We start from the raw sequence: 1,127 nt of genomic DNA on the forward strand, positions 1-1,127 counted from the left end.
CCAAATCCTGAACGCCAACCTCTACCAAAGCCTGACATTCGTCGCCAACAAATTGCCATTGGCCCTGTCGCCGTCTTTGGTGCTTCGAACTTTCCGCTGGCATTCTCAGCCGCGGGTGGCGATACCGCATCTGCACTAGCGGCTGGCTGTCCGGTTATTGTTAAAGGTCATACCGCGCATCCGGGAACGAGCCAAATCGTCGCCGAATGTATTGAAAACGCACTGAATAAAGAAGACCTGCCTTCAGCTATTTTTACTTTGCTTCAAGGTAACAAACGTGAACTTGGCCAAGCGTTAGTGACACATCCAAAGATTAAAGCCGTTGGGTTCACAGGCTCAGTTAGTGGAGGGCGTGCCTTATTCAACCTTGCTCAACAGAGACCTGAGCCGATCCCTTTTTATGGAGAACTCGGCGCCATTAACCCAACCTTTATTCTCCCAGAAGCGATGAAGAACAACGCTTCACTTGCAGAGCAGTTTGTCGCATCAATGACCATGGGTTGCGGCCAGTTTTGTACAAAACCGGGAGTAGTGTTCGCGTTGAATACTCCAGAAACACAAGCCTTTATCGAAACCGCTCAGGCTTTGATTCGTCAACAGTCCCCTTCTACGCTTCTCACTCAAGGTATCCGAGAAACCTATGAGAACGAAGTCGTAAAGCGAGCCGCTGATCAGGGTATTAACGTGACTTACTCTCAGGCTGACTCTCCAAATGTCGCCTCTGCGCTGTTTGTCACCGACAGCCAAAACTGGCGCACAAACCCAGAATGGGAAGAAGAGATTTTCGGCCCTCAATCAGTGATTGTTATCTGTAAGGACTTCGAGGACTTACTCGATCTAAGTGAAACACTGAGCGGCACCCTCACCGCTACCATCCACGCGACTGAAGAAGATTCATCACTCGCTGAGCAGTTGATTCCATGCCTGGAAGAAATTGCCGGACGCCTGGTGTTCAATGGCTGGCCAACTGGCGTAGAGGTTGGTTATGCGATGGTTCATGGTGGGCCATATCCTGCGTCGACCCATGCGGCATCAACCTCTGTCGGAGCAGAGGCCATTCACCGTTGGTTACGCCCGGTCGCTTACCAAGCGTTGCCAGAAAGCTTGTTGCCCGATTCATTAAAAAC

1 protein-coding gene is annotated in these 1,127 nt (G+C 50.8%); it reads left to right on the forward strand.

All coding sequences use genetic code 11. The annotated features are described in order from the left end of the window. The coding region (locus R7M72_RS25445) for an aldehyde dehydrogenase (NADP(+)) (RefSeq protein WP_318056504.1) at positions 1-1,127 on the forward strand (1,127 nt) is incomplete at both ends.

This window comes from Vibrio sp. YT-18 (genome assembly GCF_033337345.1).
Classification (GTDB): Bacteria; Pseudomonadota; Gammaproteobacteria; order Enterobacterales; family Vibrionaceae; genus Vibrio; species Vibrio alginolyticus.